The organism is uncultured Candidatus Puniceispirillum sp., assembly GCF_963979125.1.
Classification (GTDB): domain Bacteria; phylum Pseudomonadota; class Alphaproteobacteria; order Puniceispirillales; family Puniceispirillaceae; genus Puniceispirillum.
Map to the genome: position 1 here is coordinate 1 of NZ_CAXBVX010000085.1, position 8,397 is coordinate 8,397.

The window sequence follows — 8,397 nt, forward strand, 5'->3', positions numbered from 1 at the left end:
GTGCCCGGGGCAAGTTCGACACCTGCATAAGGCAAGTCGAAGGCTAGAAACTTCTGCTATTAAGCTAGTTTGCAAGATTATCCCAGCAAACGAATGCGCAAAGCTTATAAACAACATGTCTTCACTAAAAGGCCTTGGCATTCAAACCTCAGAGCTTTTACTTAGTTGGCTGGCAAATCAAATATTACTTCAGCGTAACATCGATTTTGCTTCCTGACCAATTTGTCTCAAGCCAACATCTATATTGTTACCAGCAACGGATGGAAAACCAATCCGGAAAAAGTTCTTAGGGTTTCCACTATCGAAAAAAATGTGACCAGGCTCAATCAGCACGCCACGTTTTTGAAGCCGGGTTGCAAAAACGTCTGCATCAAATTGTGGCGGTCCAGCGAGCCAGAAAGAGGTGCCACCAGTTGCACCACCCCGGGAAAACATCGGCAAATGACGGTTTATCCCCTCATTCATAATATGCCAGCGCTCAGAGTAGATTTGCCGTAAATTCTTTAGATGCGCATCATGATACCCATGCGCCAGAAATATTGCTGTTGTTTCCTGAACTACGCTTGGCGGGTGCCGAACCGTTAGACTGCGGATAATTTTAACCGACTTGATGATGTCTGGATGGGCGACGATATATCCCATGCGAATGCTTGGTGACAAGGTTTTGGAGAGGCTGCCCACATAAATCACGCGGCCAGTCTTATCATGTGACTTTAAGGCTGGTCGTAACTTTAAGTGGCCAACAAGGCCAATTTCGTAATCATCCTCAATCACCATTGCGTTTGCCGCTTCAGCCTTATGGATCAATTGCAACTGATGTTCTTCAGGCATGACAACCATGGTCGGGAATTGGCATCCAGGCGTAACATATACAAATTTGAAATTTTCTGGCAAGCTATCTGTATTAAGACCGTTATGCCCAACATCAACATATTCGATTTTATTATTATAGAGGTGAAATAGATGACGCGCTTCTTGATAGCCTGGATTTTCAAAGGCAATGGGTCGATCGTCATCATTGAATAATGTCGCTATGATACTCAGTGCATGCTGTGCGCCAACGGTAATCAGGATTTCATCTTCACTAACGTCAATTCCGCGGTAATGTAGTAGGCGCTGGCGGAGTTGGAATACCAGATCAGGGCAATCAATATCTACCGCTTCACTAGTCCAAATTGGCAGGGCTTTTCGTCCAAGAGCAAGACGTGAGCATTCCCGCCATGCCTCAATCGGAAATAATTCAGTATCAATTTGGTTATAAACGAAAGGAAACCGGAATTCAGTCCAGTTCTTGGGTTGCTTCGCACGTAATTTGGGTTCTGGTAACCGGCAATTGGCTGTTACTATTGGAGGTTGTGATTGCGGTGAAGATTCTTCGGCATAAAGCTGAGCAACATTTGGGTTGTTTGCCGAAGGCGTCATGCCCACGGTAAATCCAGACCTGTTGTGTGATTGCAGAATCCCAATACCGACCAGATCCGAATAGGCTTCATAGGCGCTATTTTTCGAAACTTGTAATTGGTTTGCAATTTCGCGGCATGACGGCACTTTCTCGCCCTCGCGATAGATACCCCTGATAATGCGTGAACAAATAGCCCGGCGCACAAGATCCTTTTTACCAACCTCTGAGGAGGTGACTGTTGATAAAGCGTCTTGTGAACCCATCTTCACCTCCAGCAATGAGCCAAATTCATACTTTTATGGATCAGCGCTGATTCCATGGTAATAATTAGCAATCATAGAAATGTTATCACGAATGGACTTTTGTTAGCAAATTACCCACCAGTCGTGATCCAGATAGTTTTGGTTTGCATATATTGTTCCAGCGCCTCGGTTCCATTATCTCGTGCCAGCGAACCAGATTGCTTATATCCACCAAAAGGCGTTTTAATATCGCCTTCGGAAAATCCATTCACCGAAACTGTTCCGCATGGTAACCGTCGTGCCATCGAAATAGCCCGATCAATATCACGAGTAAAAACGGTAGCATGGAGGCCATAGTCAGTATCACTTGCGATTGCGAGCGCTTCTTCAGGTGACGCGACTGGCATAACGCCAAGCACGGGGCCAAAAATTTCATCGCGTGCTATGGTCATATCATTTGTAACCCCATCAAATACAGTTGGTGCAATGAACTGGCCGGGGCCATCAACATCACCGCCAACGACAAGTTTGGCGCCTTCAGCTGTTCCCTTGTTAATATAGCTCATGACCTGCGCCTTATGCTCCGGCGTAATCATTGACCCAATAGTTGTTTCCGGATCCAGAGGGTCGCCAAGTTGGAAAGCGGCAACACGTTTTAAGATTTTTTCCATGAAATCATCAACAAGCGGCTTGGCAATAATCTGCCGCATATTAGCCGAACAATTCTGTCCACCATTCCAGAAAGCAGCCATCGCCGCATGTTCGATCAGATCATCATTGATAACCGCATCATCAAGAACGATGAAAGGGCTTTTTCCACCCATTTCAAGACCAACACTTTTCAGATTACTATCACCCGAATAGCGCATGAACATTCGTCCAACCTCGGTTGAACCGGTAAAGGAAACAGTGTCAATATCGTTATGCATACCAATTGCCTGACCAGCTGTCTCGCCAAGCCCGGGCAGAATGCTCACCACACCAGCTGGTACACCAGCCTCGTTCAGTAATGCGCCAAGTCTGATCGTGCTAAGCGGGGTTTGTTCGGCTGGTTTCACCACAATCGAACAGCCAGCCGCAAGCGCCGGAGCGATTTTCCACACCGCCATCAAGAATGGGAAATTCCACGGTAGGATAGCCCCCGCAACCCCAGCTGGTTCCTTGACAATAAGCGCCATTGCGTCATCGCCAGTCGGGGCAATTTTGCCAAACGTCTTATCAGCCAATTCAGCATACCAGCGGAAAAAAGCCGGAGCTTCGGTACCAACCTCATGCAGACAGTCGGTAATCGTTTTACCAGCATCAATACTTTCCAGAACAGCAAGTTCTTCTTTGTTCTGTTCAACCAATGCAGCTAGTTTTAATAGCACGTCCTTACGATATTCTGGAGCTGAACGTGACCATGTACCTTCATTGAAAACACGGCGGCCAGCGGCAACAGCACGATCCACATCGGCGGCTTTACAATGGGCAAAGCTGGTGATCTTTTCACCAGTTGCTGGATTTGAGGTTTCAAGCTTGTCACCACCGGCGGCGTCACAATAGACCCCGTCAATAAATGCCTGTGTTGTCAGGCTGATGGTGTCTTTTATAGAATGGAAATGTGTCTTGGTCTGGGACATAAAACGCTCCTTCGTGATTGCAAGTTATAGATGATGGTCATCAGCATTAAATCTGGCACAAGGCTCAGCCTATCCCAAACTGCGGGCGAATTTTCGGATATCGGCGATCAGCAACTCTGGTTGTTCCATTGCCGCAAAATGCCCACCACGTGGCATTTCGGTCCATTGGGTGACATTATAAAGACGCTCGGCATAGGTTTTCGGCGGCCATGCCAGTAATTCCTTTGGGAATACTGCACAGGCGGTTGGCACCTCAACACGCCGTCCTTCGGGTGAGAGGACACGCCCACCTTCTTCGCGTCGTCCGTAATAAATCCATGATGCCGTATTAAACGTGCGTGTAACAATATAGACCATGATATTGGTCAAAAGCTGGTCTTTGCTATACACGCTTTCAACATCATTTCCGACCGTATCCGACCATGAATTCATCTTTTCCAGAATCCAAGCGACAACACCAACTGGACTATCCATCATGGCGTAACTGAGCGTTTGGGGGCGCGTGGCCTGCTGTGTGCGATAGCCGTTCTCCATGATCTGATCGATCTCGAACTGGTCGGCCCAGGCCTGCTCTGCTGGTGTTTGCGGCCCGTCAGGGTGGCGCATTGTCAGGATATTAATGTGAATGGCCTGGCAGGTGGAGGGATGGTCATACCCAAGAAAGCTGGAAACAGCTCCACCCCAATCGCCGCCTTGCGCTATATAGCTGTCATAGCCAAGCGTATCAGTCATCAGGCTGTTGAAGGCCTTGGCCATGCGGCGGGGTCCCCAAGGGCGCGGTGGTCTGCCGGAAAATCCAAAACCAGGTAATGATGGCGCCACTACGTCAAAAGCATCTTTGACATCACCACCAAATCGTTCAGGATGAGCTAGCAAGTCAATAAAATCAAGAAATTCAACGACTGTGCCAGGCCACCCATGGCTGATAATCAGTGGTTTAGGATTTGGTCCACTACCTTTTTCGTGAATAAAATGTAAATCAACACCATCAACAGGCGCTGTAAATTGATCAAACCGGTTGATAGCCGCCTGTTGTTTGTACCAGTCAAATTCTTCGACCCAATATGCGCAGATTTCCTTCATGTAATCTAGATTGACGCCATAATCCCAGCCCCCATCATCCGGCATTTCATGCCATGGATATGAAGCAACGCGTGCTTTTATAGTCGCAATCGTATCTTCGGATATATCAAGATGATAAGGGGTTAGGTGTGCCATATTGGTCTTTCTTATTTTCAATATAAATCTAATGTGCCGTAGGCCTGTAACTTCTAAGCCGCTTCAAAACGGGTAAGCTGTCATACATTATAATATCTGACTTATCCAAAAAACTGACTTCGATAAAAGGAGCAGAAATGCTTTTTTATAGGGACAGATTTAACGTTATGAGGTGTGAAGACCTGTATTTCAGCAGTTTTGTAAATTTATAAAAGGTAAAACAAGAAATTGAAAAATAACATAATATGCAGTTTCCACACTAGATTTTTCTAGAACTCAGGCGCGTGAAATAAGCCTATCTGTCCTTATTAATAGAATGCTTTGTCCCTTTCTTGCGGCGTTGTGGCCGTGAATGATTAGATATGACAAACGTCAATATTGGATATTGATCAAAGACAAACATCAAGGCCTAGCCTTGCGACATAGGGAGCAGGAAATGAAAAAGAATTCCTTCTGGAAAACGACTCTCACAGCGGCCGCCATTGTATTTGGCGTTGAGGGTGCGAGTGCCGAGACTGTGCTCAAGCTCGGAACTACTGGTAGGCTGGGTATGCCAATCGGTGACGCCATAGATCAAGCATTGATGCCAGCCTTGGAGAAAGTTTCCGGTGGCAAGATGAAAATCGAACCACATTATCAAAAAAGCTTGTGTGCTGAACAGAAATGCGGTGAACAGGCGAACCAAGGACTTATAGCTCTGTGGACCAGCTCTACGGCAAACTATGGTAATTTTGGATCAGAATTAGCGATTTTCGATTTGCCTTTCATCTTTAAATCACTCGAAGATGCTAAGCGTATTTCAAATGATTGGCTGGCCGAACGACAGTGTAAGCTGGCACTTGAGAATGCGGGGCATATTTGTCTTTCCGTTTATTCGAGTGGTGGCTTCAGGCAGCTTGGGAATGCTACCAAACCGATTCGGGTTCCTGACGATATGAAAGGTCTCAAGTGGCGGACTACCAAGAGCCCAGTTGAGTTCATGCTCGTTAAAAATTGGGGCGCTGTTCCCACACCTTATGATTGGAGCCAGCTATATCAGGGGCTTCAGTCAGGTGTAGTCGAGGGCCAGTATGTCGCTAGCCCCTGGCAGCATGTAGCAAAGCTTCATGAAGTTGCAAAATACTTCACCGAGATTGGTGGCATGTGGTCTGGTAATATTCTGGCGATGGATGCTAAGCAGTATAACGCGCTGTCTTCTAAGGAGAGAGAATGGTTACATCAAGCGGCCGATGCCTATGGTGAAAAAGTCAATGAGTTGGATAACGCTTGGATCAAGAATGGTGAAAATGCCATTAAAGAGTCTGCGAAAGAGTGGTATGTGCCATCTGAAGCGGAATTGACTCAATGGAGAGCCGGCGCAATTGGTGCGTGGTTGGATGCGAAGGGCACATTTGAGCCTGAGGTTGCCAAAAGGGTGCTTCTGGAACAAGGCATGGATAGTTTTGTGGCGCAGCTAGAAGAAGCTGGGGCGTTATAAATCATTCATCTATTAAACTTTGAAAAGATCATCTAGGCTTCGGATTAGCCTAGATGGTTTTTCTGAAACAAAACCTTCATATGTGAGTCATCATGGAAAGCATCCTTCTACTTGGCATATTGCTGTTTCTAATCCTTTGTGGTGCTCCCATTGGCTTCACTTTAATCCTAATACCTTTCTTTTATATTTTGATTACCGACGCCGTGCCTCTTGTCTTGATTCCAAGTCAGATGTTTACCGCCATTGATTCAGTACCATTGACAGCGATTGCGTTCTTTATGCTGACAGGTGAATTAATGACCAGTGCGACGATTACCGATCGGCTCGTGGCATTGAGCAGGGCGCTGATTGGCCGACTGCGCGGAGGATTGGCGCAAGTCAATGTGCTGGTAAGCATGTTTTTTGCGGGTATGAATGGGTCGGTAGTGGCTGATACGGCTACCGTTGGTGCTTTAGTATTACCAGCGATGAAAAAAGCTGGATACCCACCTGCCTTTTCTGCCGCCGTTACAGGCGTAAGCTCGACCATAGGCGGCATCATTCCGCCCAGCATCATGATGATTGTTCTTGCCAATGCGACCGAGATTTCGATTGCGTCATTGTTCGCGGCAGGGATTATTCCGGGCCTGTTGATTGGCGTGGTGATTATGCTCATCAACCATTATTTCGCGGTAAAATACGATTTTGAGCGCAGCGAAGAGTCGTTCTCGATAAAGCGCGCAGGTAAAGAGTTCTATCGATCCTCTTTTGCGTTGCTGATCCCCGTGGTTTTGGTTGGTTCAGTCATGGGGGGTGTTGCGTCGGTCGTTGAGGCTGGTGCTATCACAGCGATGGTCGCGTTATTTACGGGTGTGTTTGTTTACCGTACTATTAAATGGAAGGAATGTGCTGGCGCTTTCCGTCGGGCATTCCGTAATTCGGCGATGGTTTTTATTATCATCGCAGCGTCGGGGCCGTTTAGCTGGTTGCTTACCTCATTGGGTGCCATCAATGATCTCGAGACTTGGCTATTGGGGCTTACCGATTCCCCAGTGATTTTTATTTTGGCACTGATGCTTTTCATTTTTCTGCTCGGAATGGTGATGGACTCCGCCGTAAATATAATAATCGTTGGCCCCGTTTTGGTTGATGTGATGGCGAAAGCTGGCTTTCCTGAGGTTCAGGCCGCCGTCGTTGTCATCGTTGGCTTCTTAATAGGGTCGGTAACACCGCCGGTTGGGGTTGCCTACTTTACCTCTGCAACGATCGCGCAAGTGCGATTAGAAGCGGTAGCGGTGGCGTTAGTGCCTTATCTAGCTGGACTGTTTCTACTGTTGTTTTTCATTATCGTCATTCCGGAGTTGACGATGTTTCTTCCCCAGATCATGAGTTAATAGAGAGCTATGTGGCAATTCCTGAATCACATTGACCGTTTTGTCCATCGTGCTTTAGAGGCACTTTGTTCACTGTTTCTGGCTTTGATGGTTGGATTCACCCTCTATACTGTGATGATGAGATATGTGTTCGCAAATCCACCTGTTTGGGGGGATCTGTTGACTGTTTTAAGTAATATCTGGTTGATGTTCATCGCGCTTTCGCTCACCGCCAGAGATAATGAACATATCGCATTAAATTTAATCTATGAAAAATTGCCTGCGAAGCTGGCTCTGTATGTCCGCCAGTTCTGGAAACTTATGATTATACTGGTCGGCTTCATTTTGATCATTTACGGGGTTGAGCTGGTCGAGGGTATGCGTGGCAAATACTGGGAAATGTGGCATTTTGAATTCACGGCAAAAGGCATTGAGTTTAAAGAGAACTACATGCCAAAAAAATACGCAGTGATGATCCTCCCAATAGCAGGGTTTCTGACCGCCTTTGGTGCTGCTATTTGTTTTCTGAAAAAGGTCTAATCTTTCTAATAAGATCTTAACAGTCAGCTTGTTTTGATATTCTAAATCATAGTTTTTTCCATAGCATGACTTATGCCTGTTGTCGTCCAACCAATAGCGTCAATGATGTCTGGTGTTTGTTCTACAGCTCTTAAACGATCTCTGAGGCTATGCCTTAATCCATACACAACATAGCCATTGCCAATAGTTGATTTCATCCACTTATTAAGGGTGGTACTGGCTGAGTTGGCTTTGCATATCTGTCCATTATAGAAGCGTGGAAAGGCGACGCTACTATTCGCTCTTCTAGCCTTTGAGCCGCTCATAAAGAAGCTTCCTCAAGAGGTAATGGCTTAGCTTGCAGATTATCTGGCCCATCGCACACAGTTATATACTGATCCTGTCACTACGGTAATGCTACTGCACATCAACAGGAATATGGCGAATAAAATGGTCTATACCATCGCAGTTACGGATGTAAGAAGGGGAAATTTTGTACGACATTTTGAGCGTCACCAGAGCTGTTACCACGATAAACGCTTTTATTTCAGTGATATAAGAGAAA

7 protein-coding genes are annotated in these 8,397 nt (G+C 46.3%); 3 read left to right on the plus strand and 4 right to left on the minus strand.

The features are described from left to right. Positions 1-189: 189 nt before the first annotated feature. From ABNT28_RS08520 to ABNT28_RS08530, 3 genes are all read right to left on the minus strand, one after another. Positions 190-1,665 carry a PLP-dependent aminotransferase family protein gene (locus ABNT28_RS08520; RefSeq protein ID WP_332923738.1) on the minus strand — a complete coding sequence of 492 codons (1,476 nt, stop codon included), beginning with the start codon at positions 1,663-1,665 and terminating at the stop codon, positions 190-192. A gap of 110 nt (positions 1,666-1,775) precedes the next feature. Further along, complete coding sequence (locus ABNT28_RS08525) at positions 1,776-3,266, minus strand: aldehyde dehydrogenase (protein ID WP_332923739.1); 1,491 nt, start codon at positions 3,264-3,266, stop codon at positions 1,776-1,778. Between the two features lie 69 nt (positions 3,267-3,335). After that, positions 3,336-4,484 (minus strand): epoxide hydrolase family protein, encoded by a 1,149-nt coding sequence (locus ABNT28_RS08530; protein ID WP_348721386.1) that lies wholly within the window; start codon positions 4,482-4,484, stop codon positions 3,336-3,338. A 436-nt stretch (positions 4,485-4,920) separates the two neighbouring features. Between ABNT28_RS08530 and ABNT28_RS08535 the strand changes: the two genes are divergently transcribed. From ABNT28_RS08535 to ABNT28_RS08545, 3 genes are all read left to right on the plus strand, one after another. After that, on the plus strand, positions 4,921-5,961 hold the full coding sequence (locus ABNT28_RS08535) for a TRAP transporter substrate-binding protein (protein ID WP_348721387.1): 1,041 nt from the start codon (positions 4,921-4,923) through the stop codon (positions 5,959-5,961). A 92-nt stretch (positions 5,962-6,053) separates the two neighbouring features. Then, positions 6,054-7,334: a TRAP transporter large permease gene (locus tag ABNT28_RS08540; RefSeq protein ID WP_332923742.1), complete on the plus strand. Its 1,281-nt coding sequence runs from the start codon at positions 6,054-6,056 to the stop codon at positions 7,332-7,334. A 9-nt stretch (positions 7,335-7,343) separates the two neighbouring features. Continuing rightward, positions 7,344-7,853 (plus strand): TRAP transporter small permease, encoded by a 510-nt coding sequence (locus ABNT28_RS08545; protein WP_332923743.1) that lies wholly within the window; start codon positions 7,344-7,346, stop codon positions 7,851-7,853. 41 nt (positions 7,854-7,894) lie between these two features. Here ABNT28_RS08545 and ABNT28_RS08550 read toward each other — a convergent pair whose 3' ends face one another. Beyond that, the gene (locus ABNT28_RS08550; RefSeq protein WP_348721388.1) at positions 7,895-8,158 is read right to left on the minus strand and encodes a hypothetical protein; all 264 of its coding nucleotides are present in this window, start codon (positions 8,156-8,158) and stop codon (positions 7,895-7,897) included. Between the last annotated feature and the right edge of the window lie 239 nt (positions 8,159-8,397).